General features: G+C 65.7%; 13 protein-coding genes and 1 tRNA gene. 10 read left to right on the forward strand and 4 right to left on the reverse strand.

The annotated features are described in order from the left end of the window. The first annotated feature begins 13 nt into the window (after positions 1-13). Both KBC96_11650 and KBC96_11655 read left to right on the forward strand, forming a co-directional pair. Complete coding sequence (locus tag KBC96_11650) at positions 14-409, forward strand: hypothetical protein (GenBank protein ID MBP6965051.1); 396 nt, start codon at positions 14-16, stop codon at positions 407-409. Continuing rightward, entirely contained in the window at positions 390-674 is a 285-nt protein-coding gene (locus KBC96_11655; protein ID MBP6965052.1) for a hypothetical protein, read from the forward strand. The genes KBC96_11650 and KBC96_11655 overlap by 20 nt, the downstream gene beginning before the upstream one ends. Here KBC96_11655 and KBC96_11660 read toward each other — a convergent pair. Next, positions 637-1797, reverse strand: a complete 1161-nt coding sequence (locus KBC96_11660; protein MBP6965053.1) for a DUF1343 domain-containing protein — start codon at positions 1795-1797, stop codon at positions 637-639. The genes KBC96_11655 and KBC96_11660 overlap by 38 nt on opposite strands. Positions 1798-2102: 305 nt before the next feature. Between KBC96_11660 and KBC96_11665 the strand changes: the two genes are divergently transcribed. Further along, positions 2103-2178: transfer RNA gene (locus KBC96_11665), tRNA-Ala, on the forward strand. A gap of 300 nt (positions 2179-2478) precedes the next feature. Here the strand turns inward: KBC96_11665 and KBC96_11670 are convergent. Together KBC96_11670 and KBC96_11675 are read right to left on the reverse strand one after the other, a co-directional pair. Further along, the gene (locus KBC96_11670) at positions 2479-3636 is read right to left on the reverse strand and encodes a DUF1343 domain-containing protein (GenBank protein ID MBP6965054.1); all 1158 of its coding nucleotides are present in this window, start codon (positions 3634-3636) and stop codon (positions 2479-2481) included. 44 nt (positions 3637-3680) lie between these two features. Continuing rightward, complete coding sequence (locus tag KBC96_11675) at positions 3681-4622, reverse strand: metallophosphoesterase family protein (GenBank protein ID MBP6965055.1); 942 nt, start codon at positions 4620-4622, stop codon at positions 3681-3683. Positions 4623-4796: 174 nt separating this feature from the next. Here KBC96_11675 and xylB point away from each other — a divergent pair, with 174 nt between their 5' ends. The 3 genes from xylB to ald all read left to right on the forward strand — a co-directional run bounded on the left by xylB (position 4797) and on the right by ald (position 8521). Further along, positions 4797-6329 carry a xylulokinase gene (gene xylB, locus KBC96_11680; protein MBP6965056.1) on the forward strand — a complete coding sequence of 511 codons (1533 nt, stop codon included), beginning with the start codon at positions 4797-4799 and terminating at the stop codon, positions 6327-6329. 99 nt (positions 6330-6428) lie between these two features. Next, entirely contained in the window at positions 6429-7409 is a 981-nt protein-coding gene (locus tag KBC96_11685; protein MBP6965057.1) for an ROK family protein, read from the forward strand. Next, positions 7406-8521, forward strand: a complete 1116-nt coding sequence (ald, locus tag KBC96_11690; protein MBP6965058.1) for an alanine dehydrogenase — start codon at positions 7406-7408, stop codon at positions 8519-8521. The genes KBC96_11685 and ald overlap by 4 nt, the downstream gene beginning before the upstream one ends. A 4-nt stretch (positions 8522-8525) precedes the next feature. On the opposite strand, the gene KBC96_11695 is transcribed toward ald, so the two are convergent. Beyond that, positions 8526-9497 carry a PD-(D/E)XK nuclease family protein gene (locus KBC96_11695; GenBank protein ID MBP6965059.1) on the reverse strand — a complete coding sequence of 324 codons (972 nt, stop codon included), beginning with the start codon at positions 9495-9497 and terminating at the stop codon, positions 8526-8528. 169 nt (positions 9498-9666) lie between these two features. On the opposite strand from KBC96_11695, the gene KBC96_11700 reads away from it, so the two are divergent. From KBC96_11700 to holA, 4 genes are read left to right on the forward strand one after another with little or no spacing between them, the layout of a single operon-like run. Continuing rightward, positions 9667-10620: a MoxR family ATPase gene (locus KBC96_11700; GenBank protein MBP6965060.1), complete on the forward strand. Its 954-nt coding sequence runs from the start codon at positions 9667-9669 to the stop codon at positions 10618-10620. 54 nt (positions 10621-10674) lie between these two features. Next, positions 10675-11928, forward strand: a complete 1254-nt coding sequence (locus tag KBC96_11705; GenBank protein MBP6965061.1) for a DUF58 domain-containing protein — start codon at positions 10675-10677, stop codon at positions 11926-11928. Then, on the forward strand, positions 11918-14032 hold the full coding sequence (locus tag KBC96_11710; protein MBP6965062.1) for a transglutaminase domain-containing protein: 2115 nt from the start codon (positions 11918-11920) through the stop codon (positions 14030-14032). Before KBC96_11705 ends, KBC96_11710 begins: the two co-directional genes overlap by 11 nt. Beyond that, complete coding sequence (holA, locus tag KBC96_11715) at positions 14022-15155, forward strand: DNA polymerase III subunit delta (GenBank protein ID MBP6965063.1); 1134 nt, start codon at positions 14022-14024, stop codon at positions 15153-15155. Before KBC96_11710 ends, holA begins: the two co-directional genes overlap by 11 nt. Positions 15156-15183: the final 28 nt, after the last annotated feature.

Here is a 15183-nt window from a genome sequence, read left to right on the forward strand (position 1 = left end):
AGGAGTGCTCAGATTGACTATACAGACGGTCGACGAAGCAGTTAGACGAATCGCATTCGGCCTTGCGGTCTTGTTGTTGGTGATGAGCGTGATCGGCTGTACACCCAGGAAGAAGGTCACGTATGCCGAGGCAGAGCAGATCGCGGATGGGTACATGGTCGAGCTCTGTGATAGATGGAAGTTGAAGACGACGGATTTCACCGGGCCCCGTTCATTCGGAGCGAAGACACTCGACGGTGTCAAGTGGTGGAGTTTCTTCTACCAGTATAAGTATGCCACCAATGCGAAGGTGCATATTGCGGTGAGCGAGTTCGGCGACTCAGATGTGGCCGCTATTGGGCCAGGGGTTCCCGATCGGAGCGCAGGAACAGATCGGAGTGACAAAGGCAGTGGCAAGACGGCACCCTAGTGCAGCATCCAGAATCCCGGCGGTGATCAAGGAACTGCACGACGGGACTCCGGTGTACTACATCCGGGAGCCGAACGGAGCGCTGATCGCCCGTATCGACGGCGCGACGACCAACTACTATCACTTCGACGCGCTCGGCTCGACCAGGTTCCTGACGAACGGCTCGGGAACGGTGACCGACACCTACACGTATCCCCATTCCGACTTGCGGCTCCTGTATCCCTCACCTACATGTAGAGCAGATACGGCCGCCGCTTCACCATAAACTCCTCGAGGCCGCTCCGCCACGGGAGCATGATCTCCTCCACCGACGCGCCCGACTCGATCCCCTCGCGAACCTTGTCCGTGCCGAGCAGGAGGTCGAAGTACCGCTTGCCGGACGCTCCCGGCGCGCGGAACTGGAAATCCTTCGGGAAGAGGTCGCGCAGCGCCTTCACGAGGTGCAGGCCGAGCGGGACGGTCTGCAGCTTGCCCCGATCGGTGACGTGCGCCTGCACGCCGAAGCACTGCGCCTCCTTGTGCTTGGAGAGGCTCGGGTAGAAACTCGTCGGCCGGAAGCGGACGCCCGGCAGTTCGAGCGAGTTCAGGCGGTCCGCGAGCTTGTAGCCGTCAATGAAGGGCGCGCCGACCATCTCGAACGGCTTGCTCGTGCCGCGCGCCTCGGAGACGTTCGTGCCCTCCATGTAGCAGAGCCCGGTGTAGAGGACCGCCGCGTCCATCGTCGGCAGGTTCGGAGAAGGCATGATCCACGGGAGGCCGGTCTCGTCGTAGTACATCGCGCGCTTCCATCCCTGGCACGGGACGACCTCGAGGTCGGCGCCGAATCCCAGCTCTCCGTTGAAGAACTGCGCCGCCTCGCCGACGGTGAATCCGTGCCGGATCGGGATCGGGTGCAGGCCGACGAACGATGCGAACCCGGTGTCGAGGATGTTGCCCTCGACCGCCGTGCCGTTCACCGGGTTCGGGCGGTCGAGCACGACGAACTTCGTGCCGTTCTGCGCGCACGCCTGAAGGCAGTACGACATGGTGTAGAGGTATGTGTAGAACCTCGCGCCGACGTCCTGGATGTCGAATAGCATGAGGTCAATGCCCGCGAGCATCTCGGGCGTCGGCTTCCTGGTGCGCCCGTAGAGGCTGTGGACCTGAATGCCCGTGCGGGGGTCCAGGTACGAGACGAACTCCCGGCCGTCCGCGACGTCGCCCCTGACGCCGTGCTCGGGTCCGAAGAGCGCCCTGATGTCGGCGCCCACTGCGAGCAGGGCGTCCACGACGTGCGTGAAGTCGCCCGTGACGGCGCTGTGGTTCGTCACGAGGCCGATGCGCTGCCCGCGGATGATCTCCATCTTCTGCTCGAGCATTACTTCGAGGCCGGGTTTGACTCTCGGCATGTTTGATACTCCTTGTCCATCCGTTGTGTGCATTCGGGTTCGGTCGGCGGAGATGCCACCGTCTCTCGATATGCCCTGCGGGCTACTCGAGACTGGACGGGGTTTGGGCCTGGGCAGCCTGGCATACCATCCAACCAATCTCCTCGAGCAGCCGCGGGTTACAGGCCCGGGGCATCCTCAACCGATCTCCTCGAGCAGCCGCTCCGGCGGCACATCGAGAGGCTTGCCCACTCTGCAGAAATGCCCCCCGCGGTCCAAAACTCGTTGACTTCCGCGGCGGGACTCTGGTATAATGCCGTCCGAGTGGGGCAGTGGCTCAGTTGGGAGAGCGCATCCCTCGCACGGATGAGGTCGGGGGTTCGAATCCCCCCTGCTCCACCACTCCTCCTCTGATTTCGTTTCTCCTGTTCGCAGCCCCGTAGCCGCACCCTTCATGGGTGCGCTCTGGTTTCGCAGGTATAAAGCCTGCGGCTAGGGGCTGAACTCCCAGGCCCCGAACCCGTTAGTCCTGAGTGCGCGCTCCGGCGCGTGTATCGAAGGACGGCCTCATGCCGCAAGCCGCCCTTCGATACACTCTCCGCTTCGCTTCGAGCACTCAGGGCTCACGGAGCGGGAGGGCAGCCGCACCCTTCATGCGCGCGTGTTGCGCGCAGACACAGAGCCTGCGGCTACGGGCCGTACCTAGTACAGCAGATACCTCTCTCGCTGCTTCTTGAACCAATCGAGGCCGTCCATGTACGACGCATAGATGTCATCCGCGGGGACTCCCGCCTCCAGCCCGGATTGAGTCTTGAGGCTGCCGACGACGTGCGCGAAGTGGTTGCGCCCCGACGAGTTTACCGGCAGGAACTCGAAGTCGTTCGGATGCAGGTCGCGCAGCGCCTTCACCACGTGCAGTCCCGTGCGGACGGTCTGGACCGCATTCCGGTCCATGAAGTGGATCTGCACCCCCCTGCAGGAGACGCCCTGGTGCTTCGACGTGCGGGGGATGAAGTGCGCCGGCCTGAACCGCACTCCGGGCAGCCCGACCGCGTTCAGGTGGTCCGCCAGCTTGAACGGGTCAACGAACGGCGCGCCGACGATCTCGAACGGCCGGGTGATCCCGCGCCCCTCCGAGAGGTTCGTCCCCTCGATCAGGCAGGTGATCGTGAACGCGAGCGCGCTGTCCACCGTCGGTATGTTCGGCGAGGGCACGACCCACGGCAGGCCCGTCTCCTCCCACCACATCCCGCGCGACCATCCCTTGCACTTCACGACGGTCAGGTTCGTGCCGTATCCGAGGGTGTCGTTGAACATCGCTGCCAGCTCGCCGATCGTCATGCCCGGGCGGTCGGGGATCGCGTGCAGGCCGATGAAGGAGGTGCAGTCCATCTCGAGCACCTGCCCGTCCACGGTCACCCCGTTCACCGGGTTCGGGCGGTCGAGCACGATGAACCCCTTGCCGCTCTCCGCCGCGGCCTGCATGCAGTTCGTCATCGTGGACATGAACGTGTAGTACCGCGCGCCGATGTCCTGCAGGTCGTAGATCAGGACGTCCACATCCTCCAGCATTTCGGGCGTCGGCTTCCCCGATCCGCCGTAGATGCTGTGCTCGGTGATGCCGGTGCGCGAATCCTTGCCCGAAACCACCTCGCCGCCGTCCGCGATGTCTCCCCGGATGCCGTGCTCGGGGGCGAAGAGCGCGGTGATGTTGACGCCCGCGCCGAGCAGCGCGTCGAGGATGTGCGTCGTGTCGCTCGTGACCGCGCTGTGGTTCGTGATGAGACCGACTCGCTTGCCCTCGACGAGATCCATCCGCTCGCCGATCAGCGTTTCCAGACCGGGCTTGACTTTTGCCATGGTTACCTCTTGCGAAAAGATTGATCATGAGACCATAGTACTGTTCACTGTGCGCCGCTCGGTGACCTCCGAATGCTCAGCACGACAATCTCCGGGGGGCACAGGAAACGGACCTGCGGGGCAGGGCGCGGTTCGAGGCCGATCCCTCTAGTGACGAACGCCTGCATCTGTCCAACGCGATAGAGTCCGTACTCATAGCGCTTGCCGGTGTGCGACGCCGTGATGATCGCGCCCCAGAACGGCAGTCGAACCTGGCCGCCGTGAGTGTGTCCGCAGAAGAACCAGTCGGGCTTCAACCCAGCGGCGTAAGGGATATTGTCCGGCGTATGGTCGAGCACGACGTACAGAGCGCCATCGGTCTTCGGGCGCTGCTCAGGATGAATGCGGTCTGACGGCCCGAAGCCCTGGATGACGATCTTCGTCCCGCGAACCTCAGTCGGCATGTGTTCCGACGCGAGCAGCACGCCGTCGCTGATCGGGCTTCCGGCGATCACGGCCTCGTCCTCGTAGTAGCCCGGGACGGCGTACACAGGGGCGATCTCGCGAAGTCGCCTCAGCCATTCGTGCAACTGATCTCGGTCAAACGGCCCGAGTTGCGGGATGTCGCCGGTCAGCAGGATGATGTCCGGCTTCTCCCTGGCGATTGTCCGGAGCGCCCTGTCGGTCGAATGCGAATTCCTCTCGAAGTGGATATCGGAGACATGCGCGATTCTGAGTTCACCGGTGCCGGACGCAACCTTCGGGGAGGTGTCGCTGATTCGCGTGACGGTGAGCCTGTGCGGCTCGATGAGCCACCCATCTGCCAGACAGAGCAGCAGCAGCGCGTCGGCGGCCAGCGCCAGCCTCGGAAGCCATCTTCGCCTGCGAGCGCCGGTCAACCGCGACTTGAGCCAGTCCATGAACGCGAGGAGCGTGAGCAATGGCGGCGCGAGCGCGAGGGCCACCAGCATCGCCAGACCATTCAACTCGTAACGTTCAGCCATCATCGGGATCACTCGTCGCATCTCCTGTCCGGATTATCTACCGCCTATTCGACTGTTCTGCTTCGTAGAGGGTTCCCCTCCAGGCGCTCGGGAAATGCTTGTCGGGGGGCTCTTTTTGTGCTATAAGAAGTGTGCAACTCTCAGGGCATCGGGCGTTCCCGGGAAAGAGGCATCCACATGGCGTATCTGCTCGGCATAGACATCGGCACCAGCGGCACGAAGACCCTCCTCATCGAGGAATCCGGCAAGGCGGTCGCCTCCGCGACTGACACATATCCCCTGAGCACGCCGAAGCCGCTCTGGGCGGAGCAGGAGCCGGAGTACTGGTGGCAGGCGACGGTGTCCACGGTCCGAACCGTCCTGCGCGAGTCCGGCGTCTCACCTGCTGAGATCAAGGGCATCGGCCTCTCGGGTCAGATGCACGGGGCGGTCTTCCTCGACGAGCGGCGCCAGGTCATCCGTCCGAGCATCCTCTGGTGCGACCAGCGGACCGGCGCTGAGTGCGACTGGATCACACAGACCATCGGGAAGGACAAGGTCGTCGAACTGACGAGCAATCCCGTCCTGACCGGCTTCACCGCGCCGAAGATCGTCTGGCTGAGGAACAACGAGCCGGAAGCCTATTCCAGGGTGCGCAGAGTGCTCCTGCCGAAGGACTACATCCGCTTCCGGCTGACCGGCGAGTTCGCCACCGAGGTGTCGGACGCTTCCGGGACATCGCTTTTCAACGTCACGAACCGCCGGTGGGCGGATGAGATGCTCGACGGCGCGGGGATACCTCGCGACTGGATGCCGACGGCGTATGAGTCGCCGGAGATCAGCGGCCGGATCACCGAGGAGACCGCGTCGCTCACCGGCTTGAAGGCCGGTACTCCGGTTGTAGGCGGCGGAGGGGATCAGGCCTCAGGCGCGGTCGGGAACGGCATCGTCGAGAACGGCATCGTCTCCTCGACGGTCGGCACGTCCGGGGTGGTGTTCGCGTTCGCCGACAAGCCCGTCGTGGACCCGGGCCTGAGGGTGCACACGTTCTGCCACGCGGTCCCCGGCAAGTGGCACGTCATGGGAGTGATGCTCTCCGCCGGCGGGTCGCTCAGGTGGTACCGCGACACGTTCGCTCAGGCCGAGATCGAGCAGGCGCGCGCCGCCGGGTCGGAGGTCTACGACATCCTCTCCGCGCAGGCCGCCGAGATCGAGCCGGGATGCGAGGGGCTTGTCTTCCTCCCGTATCTGACGGGCGAGCGGACTCCTTACCCCGATCCGAACGCGCGGGGGACGTTCTTCGGGATCACGCTCAGGCACGACAAACGGCACTTCGTCCGCGCGGTGTACGAGGGCGTGGCATACGGCCTGCGCGACTCGTTCGAGATATTCAAGGAGATGGGCGTGCCGATCTCGCAGGTCCGCGCGTCCGGCGGGGGCGCTCGAAGCGCGGTCTGGAGGCAGATACAGGCTGACGTCACGGGCAACGAGCACGTGCTGATCAATGTGGACGAGGGCCCGGCGTTCGGTGTGGCGCTCCTCGCGGGAGTCGGCACCGGGGTCTACCCGAGCGTGGAGGCGGCCTGCCGGAACACGATCGAGGTCTCGTCGTCCACGAAGCCCGATGCGTCGGTCGGGGCGGTCTACGATCGGTACTACTCGGTCTACCGCAGGCTCTACCCGGCGCTGAAGGACCAGTTCAATGCGGTCTCGGAGATAGTGGCCCTGTAGGGGAGAAGCATCGGCCCGTCGAATCACTCCGCGGTGGCGGGTCTGATGCCGATGCTTCGCCCTGATCGAGTACGAGTACGAGTAGGAGTACGAGTACGATTGGGAGTGGGAGTGGGGATGGCGGTTCTCGGGATAGATATCGGCGGGACCAAGACCATCGCCGCGCTTGCGGATGACGCCGCGCGCATCCTCGCCCGGCGGAGGATCGCGACTCATCGGGAGGACGGCCCGCGCGCCGTCCTGTCCTCCATCGAATCCGCCCTCCGCGACCTGATGCGCGAGACCGGGACGCCGTCCGTGAGCGCGATCGGCGTCGGGTGCGGGGGGCCGCTCGACCGGAAGCGGGGCGTCATCCTGACGGCCCCGAACCTGCCGGGCTGGGACGACTTCCCGCTAGGCGGGTACTTCGAGGACGCTTTTCAGGCGCCGGTCATGCTGGACAACGACGTCACGCTGGCGGCGCTGGGTGAGGCTCGCGAAGGGGCAGGGGTCGGGGTGGACCATTTCGCCTATTTCAACGTGGGGACGGGCATCGGCGGCGGGATCGTCATCGAGGGCGAGGTCTACCGAGGCTGCGGGAACGCCGGCGAGTTCGGCCACCAGGTCATACTCCCGGACGGCCCCTCGTGTCTCTGCGGGAGGCGCGGGTGCCTCGAGTCGCTCGCGTCGGGCACGTCCATCGCCCGCCGGGCGCGCGAGCGCCTCGAAGGAGGGGTCCGGAGCTTGATCGCGGACCTCGCCGGGAGCGTCGGAGCGGTCACCGCCGAGCACGTGTGGCAGGCGGCGCGTGAGGGGGACTCGCTTGCCCTGAAGATATTGGCCGAGACCGGCGAGTACCTCGGCCTGGGCGCGGCGAACGTGGTGAACATACTCAACCCGCGCAGGATCATCCTCGGCGGGGGAGTCGTCACCGGGTCGGGCGATCTCCTGCTCGACCAGGTCAGGAAGACGGTGCGCGAACGGGCGATGAGTCAACTCGCGGACGATGTGGAGGTCGTCCCGGCCGCGCTGGGGGATCAGGCCGGGGTGACGGGGGCCGTCCGTCTTGCGGCAGAAGGTTCAGAGAGGTTCTCACGATGATAGTCGGGACGCCGAGAGAGATAAAGGACAACGAGTACCGGGTAGGGCTGGTCCCGGCGGGAGTCGAACTGCTCGCGAAGGCGGGGCACACCGTTCTGATCGAGAGGTCGGCGGGAGTCGGCACGGGAATCTCCGACGAGGAATACCGACACGCCGGCGCGGAGATCGTCGGGGGCGCGGAAGAGGTCTACTCGCGCTCAGATATGATCGTCAAGGTGAAGGAGCCGCTTCCCCCGGAGTACCCGCTCATCAGGCGCGGGCAGATGGTGTTCACCTTCTTCCACTTCGCCGCGAGCGAGCAACTGACCCGAGCGATGATCGAGGCCGGGGGCATCTGCGTCGCCTACGAGACGATCCAACTGGCCGACGGGTCTCTGCCGCTTCTGACCCCGATGAGCGAGGTCGCGGGGCGGATGGCCGTTCAGGAGGGCGCGGAGTACCTGGAGCGGCCGATGCGGGGCAGGGGAATCCTGCTGGCGGGAGTCCCGGGCGTTTCCCCGGCGAACGTGCTGATACTCGGAGGGGGAGTCGTCGGGGCGAACGCCGCCAAGATCGCCGCCGGGATGGGCGCGAACGTCACCATCATGGACGTGAACCTGGAACGCCTGCGGTATCTGGACGACGTGATGCCGAAGAACGTGACGACGCTGTTCTCCGACAGCTACTCGATCTGCGACAGGATCCGTGAGGCCGACCTGCTGATCGGGGCCGTCCTTCTGAAAGGCGCTCGCGCGCCCGTGCTGGTTACCCAGGAGATGCTGAAGCTGATGAAGCCGGGCGCGGTCATCGTTGACGTTGCGGTGGATCAGGGCGGCTGCATCGAGACGATCCGCCCGACGACTCACAGCGAGCCGACGTACATCGTGGAGGGCGTGGTGCACTACGCGGTTGCGAACATGCCGGGGGCGGTGCCGGTGACCTCCACCTACGCGCTGACGAACGAGACCCTGCCGTACGTCCTCCGGCTGGCGAACGAAGGCTTCCCGGGGGCTTTCAGAGCCGATCCCGCCCTTCGGGAAGGCCTGAATGTGGTCGGCGGCAAGGTCATCCTCAGGGAGCTAACGGACCAGTTCGGGCTTCCGGCGACCTGCGCGGAGGAGGTCCTGGCGTAAGGGCCTACAGCTCCCAGTCGTCCGGGATCGGGACGTCTTCGTCGTCGAGCCGGCCCTCGGCGATTTTCGACTGCGGGCAGATCCCCTTGAAGTTGCACCTCGGGCAGCGCGCGAGGTTGCCGGTCATCGGGAAGTCGTCCATCGCGGCGATGTCGCGCGAGGGGTTGCGGAGATGGCTCACCATGCCCTTGAAGCTCTGCTTGAGGTGCTCGCGCACCTCGTCCATCTCCGGGACGCCGATCAGATGCTCCCGGGGGTCCAGTTCCGGATGAAGATGCACCGCGCAGACCTTCGTGTTCTCGATCGGCACGCCCCACTTGTCGGAAGCATACATCGCGTAGACGGTCAGCTGGAGGAGTTCCTGGGCCGTCGGCTTGCCGGTCTTCCAGTCGTAGACGGTAAGCTGAGCCCCGTCGCGGAGCGCGAAATCGAACTTCACGTAGACGAGCAGGCCGTCCATCCGGAACGAGGCGTACTTCTCGATGGGAAGCCAACGGTCGGCCGGGGCGCCGGCGATCTCGCGCAGGATGTCCGACTCCATGAAGCTGCGGACGCTGACGTAAGTCTTGTCCTTCACCCGCTCGACGGCCTTGTCACCGACGGCCATGCCGTAGTAGTGCTCGAAGAGGTTGGCGTGGCCGCCTTTCGGCTCGGTCTTCCAGAGCTTGCCGGCCGAACCGCGCCAGCCTCTGCTCAGCCTCCGTTTCGCTTCGGCGCGGGCTTCCTCGGCGGAGGGCGTCCCTCCGCCCCTGATCGCCTCGAGAGTCCACTGAATGGTCGAGTGGACCACTTCGCCGGCCCACATGTCGAGCGACTGGATGCCCTTCATTTCCAATGCGAGTCGGGCCTCATCGGGCGCATCGAATACGTTGCCCGCGCGAGAGAGGTAGTAGTGGTAGTAGTAGCGCCGGGGACACTCCTCGAACGTCCGCGCCTTCGTGAGCGACCAACTCAGTTCTTTGTTGCCGGCTGTCATGGGCGGGGCCTCCCCGTTCAGTTCCCGTCAGCGGGCGCGATGTCCTGCCTGACGCTCGGAAGGTGGAACCGGGGCCGGCGGGGAATAGTCATAAGAACTGAGAGCGGCTGCTCGGCGGGGTGACGGCGGAAGCCGCCTCCGCCGATTTTCGGGTATAATGGTGCAGGCTATGACAAGTGTTCTCAACAAGGAAATCGAACAGAAGGCGAATCTGGTCCTGGACGAGATCGAGAATGTCATCATCGGCAAGCGCGACATGGTGCGGCTGGTGCTGGCGAGTGTCCTCTGCAACGGGCACATACTGATCGAGGACGTTCCGGGCGTCGGGAAGACCACCCTCGCCAAGGCGCTGGCGCGGGCGCTGGGATGCTCGTTCAAGCGCATCCAGTTCACCCCGGACCTACTTCCGGCGGACATCACCGGCACGTCCATCTTCAACCAGAAGACCTCCGAGTTCGAGTTCCGCCCGGGGCCGGTCTTCGCGCAGTTCGTCCTAGCGGATGAGATCAACCGCGCGACCCCCAAGACGCAGTCGAGCCTGCTCGAGTGCATGGAGGAGAGGCAGGTCACGGTGGACGGGACGACGCACCCGCTCCCGTCGCCTTTCTTCGTCATCGCCACCGAGAACAACATCGAGTACCAGGGCACGTATCCGCTCCCGGAAGGACAACTCGACCGGTTCATGGTCCGGCTCTCCGTCGGCTACCCGGACACGGCCCAGGAGTCGCTCATCCTCGACAAGCACGTGCCGGGGCAGCCCCTCTCGAACATGCGCCAAGTCCTGTCCGCGGAAGAGGTGCTGACACTGCAGAGCGCCGTCAAAGACGTCTTCCTGGAGACCTCCCTGCGCGACTACATCGTGGCGGTGGTCGCGGCCACGCGCAATCATCCCAGCATCGCCCTCGGAGCCAGCCCGAGAGGCTCGATCAATCTTTCTCAGTTGTCGCGCTCGCTGGCCTTGATATCCGGCCGGGAATACGTCCTGCCGGACGATGTGAAGACGCTCTCCGGCCCCGTGCTCGCGCACCGCATCATCCTGAAGCCCGAGGCCAGAATGCGCAAGATCGTCCCGGAAGACGTGGTGGCGGAGATTCTCTCGACGGTGCCCGTCCCCGTCGCGTAGCGCCGCCGGGGCGGTGACTGCCGTCCGCCGCCGATGCCCGGCGTTCGACCTGCCATGACGCACACGAAGCTGCTCACAATCCTGATGGCGTCGCTGTTCCTGCTGGCGGTGTCCCTCGCGCTGAGGATGCGCCAGTTGTACGTGATGTCGGCCGCGCTCGCCGCGATCCCGTTCATCTCCTATCTGCTCGGGCGGTACGCGCTCCGAAGCCTGAGCTGTTCTAGACAGGCGCCGGAATATGCGTCCGAGGGCGAACTGCTGCGCCTGTCGCTCCGAATCCGCGGGCATTCGCGGCTGCTGGGCCCGATACGCGTCGAGGACACCCTCTCGGAGTGGCTGGCTCCCGCCGAGGGCGGCGCGCCCGGCTCTTCGGGTGACACGCTCGAAGTAGGAGTCGTCGGAGCGGCGGCGGCCGTCCGGGCGAGCGCCGACGGCGTCGCGTTCTCGTACGGCGTCGTGCCGACCAAACGCGGAGAGCACCTGATAGGCCCTGTTCGGGTGCGGGCCACTGACCCGCTCGGCCTTTTCGACTTCGGCGCCGGGTACCCGCTCCAGTCGCGGATCCTGGCGTTCCCGACTCCGGTGCGCCTCGACGAGATTCGGTCCGCGGCCGGCGGGGAGTACGGCGACTACCAGTTCGAAGGCTCAGGGGCGAGCGGCAGCGGCATTGACTTCCACGGAGTGCGGGAGTACCAGCCGGGTGATGAACTCCGGCGGGTCTACTGGAAGTCCACCGCCAGGCACGGTCGGCTGAACGTGATCGAGTTCGAGCACAGCCTCGCGCAGGATACGGTGATCGCCGTCGAGCTGAAGAAGGGCACAGAGCTGGGGCGCGGGCGGTATTCCTCCCTGGAGCACGGGGTCCGGCTGGCGGCCGGCATCGCCCAGGACGCCGTGACAGGCGGAAGCGCCGTCCGGCTGATCGGCGCGGGCATCGAAGGCCCCGCCGCCGCGGCCGGGAAGGGCCAGGACCAGTACTACGCCGTACTGCAGGCGCTCGCGCTGGTCGAGGCAGACCGGGAAGAGGCCCTCTCGGACGTTCTCATGCGGCACGCGGACGTCATATCGCAGAACTCGGTGATTCTGTGCGTCACTCCGGAGATAGACGACCGCCTTGCGGAGTGCGCCGGCGGCTTCAGGGCGCGGCACGTGCGAATGACGGTGTTGTTGGTCTACATGATGCCGGACCGGCCGCGCGGACTGGACGGCCGGGTGGCGGAGCTGGCCGCGGCGGGGGCATCGGTGATTGTGGTGGCCTGTTCGCCGGAGAGTCCCGACGCGAAGGTAACTTACAGATATGCAGCATAGCGAACTGCCGGAATCCACAACATACGCGAGGGTCTCGCTCTATGCGGCCGGCCTGGGCGCGGCATCCACGGGGGTGCTGGTCATGGGGCGCGCGGTCGGCGACGCGGCGTTCACTCTTCTCGCGATGGTCAGCCTTCTATTGGGCTTTGCGGCAAGCCTTGCGGTTCGGCTCGGCAGGCTGCGCCGCGCGTTCGCCGAGGCCGCTCTTCTCCTGCTGCTGACGGCCGGCACGGTTCTCATCTTCGCCGACCCCTCATTCAGGTACATCGTCCTGCCGATCCAGACCCTCACGTCGCCGGACCTCGTGCTCGCGGCGATGCTGGTATGGCTGATGATCGTGTACAGCTTCAACCTGCGGTCCGACAGGGCGGTGCTGTTCATATGCGTTCCGCCTCTCAGCCTGATCGGCCTGATGTCCACGTTCGATCCGAGCGGCCAGCCGCTCGTGTACTTCATCATGTACCTGTGTTTCGGGTGCTTCATTCTCGTCCAGCAGAACGCCCTGAGCCACGCCGCCCCGGACGAACAGCGGCGCGTGAAGGGCAACCTGAAACTGGCGGTCGGCATCACCGTACAGGCGCTGATCGTCGGCGCGGTGCTGGGATGGGCGCTTCAGACGACGCTGGAGCGGGCCGCCGGCCCGTCGCTCATCGCCCGGAACGCGCGCACCACCCAGGAGCCCTTCGCGGACAGCGATTTCATGGAGGTGGCGACCGGCCCCTCGGTCCTGGGCGAGCGAGAGGTCATGATGGTGATGTGCAGGGAGGGCCTGCTTTGGCGGTCGCAGGTCTACGACCGGTACACCGGCCGCGGATGGATGAGCACTCTCCGGCCCGGCGACCAGCCCGAGCTGTCCTACTCGCCCGGAGGCGGGCGCACCGGGACGGGGTCGCCTCGCTTCCCGTCTTACCCTTCGTCCTTCACAGTGCCGTTGGACCCGGAATCGCGGGCGCGGGCGAAGGTTCGGCGCGTCGATCAGATGTTCCGCATAACCGGCGGCCGGATCTCCAGCGTCTACGCGGCGGCGGAGCCGGAAGTGGTGGCGTTTCGCGGGCCGCAGATGCTCCTGAGTTCGAACGGGCGGGTGAGCCTTCGACTCCCGTACGGCGTGGGGGGCGTCTACGCCGTAAGCTCGCTGGTGAGTTCCGCGACTCCACGCGACCTGAGGCAGGCCTCGACGCTCTACCCCGCGGATATCGAGGAGATGTACCTGCAGGTCCCCGACTCCTGCATGCAGCTGCAGGCCGCCGTGGACGAGTTGGTCAAGGCGCTTCCGACGTCCTATGACAAGGTCATGGCGGTGCAGAACTACCTGGAGTCGAACTACACGTATGACCTCACCGCGCCGGCCGCGCCGTTCGACGAGGACGCCGTCGTGCACTTCCTGCTCAAGTCGCGCCGGGGCTACTGCGACATCTTCGCAAGTTCGATGGCGGTGATGTGCCGCATGGCCGGGGTGCCCTGCCGTGTCGCCGTAGGATATGCGCAGGGCAAGAGGGAAGACGACAGGCCCATCTACCACGTACTGCAGAAGGACAAGCACGCCTGGGTGGAGGCATTCTTCCCCGGCCACGGGTGGGTCTCGTTCGACCCCGCGCCGCAGGAGCGCGGCCTGAGCATCGCCGACCGCGTGAGAGGCGCGTGGAAGCAGATCGTCGCCGGAATCGGGTCCAGGGGCAACTCTTTCTGGTTGTTTGCAGCGCTGTTTGCCCTGGTCGGATACCTCATGAAAGTCGAGCTGCTAGACAGGCTTCTGCGCCGGAGAGGCGCGAGGGCATCGGCGTCAGCCGTCGGCCGCGCCGGGGAGAACTTCCGGCGAATGTGCGACGCGTTCGCGCGGCTCGGGCATCCCAGGCACCCTTCGACGACTCCGATCGAGTACCTGCGCGGAATCGAGGCGGTCCTGCGGCCGAACTGCTCCGATCTCCTTCCCGCGGCGGAGGCGGTCACGTCTGATTTCGTCGAGGCCCGGTACGCCGGCCGGACTCTGACCCGGCAGCGGGTAGCCGACACCTCCGCGCTGCTCCGCGACCTGCTTCGCGGCGCTCGCCAGGCTTCCAGGCGCAAGATGCTCAACGATCGAGGAGAGACGATTGCCTGCTAAGAAAGACGCCCGCCCCGACGCGGCTTCGATATCGAGAGTCTACCTCTTCACCGGCGAGTCGGACGTTCGCCGGCGCAGCGCCGTCGCCGATCTGACAGGCACGTTGGTCGCACCGGCATCCGAAGGGTTCGACCTCGAGACCGTAGACGGTGACTCTTCGTCCGCCGAGGCCGTCCTGTCCGCAGTCTCCACCGCGCCGTTCATGTCCGAGCGCAAGGTTGTGGTCGTGGAGCGGGTGGAGCGCCTGCCGCAGGACGATCAGGAGGCGATCGCGGCCTTCATCCCGAAGCTGCCGGCGCTCAGCTGCCTGATCCTCCTGGCCGGCGAGAACGCGGCCTCCGCCTCGAAACAGTCCAACTCGAAGCCCTCCGAGGAGGACGACGAGGATGAGCAGAAGGGCAGACGCGAGAAGAAGGGTCTGAGCACCGCGCTGCAGAAGGCGGTCAAGGCTCACGGGACCCTGGTGAGCTTCGCCAAGCTCAGGTCCAACGAGATGCAGTCCGTCGCGACAGCCACCGCGAGGAAGCTGGGCAAGACGCTGAATCCCGGGGCGGCGGCGGCGATATCTCGCGCCGTGGAGGGCAGTGCGGCGCTCTTGGAGCGGGAGATCGAGAAGCTTGCGGCATACGTCGGCGATCGGGAAGAGATCACGATGGCGGACGTCCAGTCGGTCGCCACCCTGTCGCCCGAGGACAGGGTCTTCGCGCTGATCGACGCCATCGGCGGCAAACAGGCCGGGGAGGCGATGCGGCTGCTCGACGAGACGCTGGCCGCCAGCCCGAAGCCCGAAGGTGAGGTTCTGCGCATCCTCGCACTGCTGGCCAGGAACTTCCGCCTGCTCTACCAGATGCGGTTTATGAAGGAGGCCGGCGTCCGCTCACATGAATCCGCCCCGGAGGAGATCCGCGACCTGCTGCCTAAGGATCAGAGTGTGCTGTCGCTCTCGGAGTGGCAGTTGCGCAAGCTCGCCCCGCAGACAGGCTGTTTCACTTCCGCGCAACTGGTGCAGTCTCTCAGGGCGGTGCTCGACTGCGAGCTTGCGATCAAGGGCCTGGGCGCGGAGGCCGCATCGAACCGCCTGAGCCTCGAGATGTTGTTGGTGAAACTCTGCGGGCTGAAGTAACAGAACGCCCGATCTGAACCGAGGAGGA

It is taken from the genome of Armatimonadota bacterium, from assembly GCA_017993055.1.
Classification (GTDB): domain Bacteria; phylum Armatimonadota; class UBA5829; order DTJY01; family DTJY01; genus JAGONM01.